This window comes from Parvimonas sp. M20, assembly GCF_035282425.1.
In the GTDB taxonomy this organism is placed as follows: domain Bacteria; phylum Bacillota; class Clostridia; order Tissierellales; family Peptoniphilaceae; genus Parvimonas.
Genome location: NZ_JAYKBQ010000058.1, coordinates 1 through 688, shown reverse-complemented (window position 1 = coordinate 688; position 688 = coordinate 1). Strand labels below are relative to the sequence as shown.

General features: G+C 50.7%; 1 protein-coding gene. It reads left to right on the top strand.

The features are described from left to right. Window positions 1-131: 131 nt before the first annotated feature. A partial coding sequence (locus VJI93_RS08340) for a 7-cyano-7-deazaguanine synthase (RefSeq protein ID WP_324009251.1) occupies window positions 132-688 on the top strand: 557 nt, incomplete at its 3' end.

Below are 688 nucleotides of genomic sequence, written 5' to 3'. Positions count from 1 at the left end.
ATCCTTATTGGGAAGCGTCCTTGGATCACGAAGCACGAGATTGAGCGGTATCAAAAGCATGGCAAACGGGATCCAGACAAAATAGCAGAGACCAACGACTTTTATGGAGAGGACTAGTTCCTCTCCTTTCTTTGTTTACAAGGGTTAACGACATGGCCAAAATGCATAAGGTATACGTGCTGCTCAGCGGTGGGGTAGATTCGACGACTACGCTGGCCATTGCGCGTGATGAATTCCCGTCAGCCATCTTTGAAGCTGTGACCGTAGATTATGGTCAGCGTCATAAGAAGGAAGCTGAGTTTGCAGGGGCACAAGCTGCATTCTACGGTGCTGAACATTACACCCTGGATATGCAAGGCATCCTGACTGGTATGCTCGTCGACAAGGGGACTGAGAATGAGGCGATTCCTGATGTAGGTTATGCTGACTTGGCCCCTGGAATCTCTCCTACTTATGTCTCTTTCCGTAACGGGTTTATGCTATCTCTTATCGCTGCTCGGGCGCAAGCCTGGGTGATGGAGATGGAGCAGCGTCGGGAAGCCGCGCGCAAGAATCCGACCTATGATGGCGAACTGGAAGACGGTTTCGAGGCCACCATTTACTGTGGTGTTCATGCAGATGACGGTGTTAATTGGGCATATCCCGATTGCACCCCCGAATTCATCGGCCCGATGAGTGCCGTTATTTA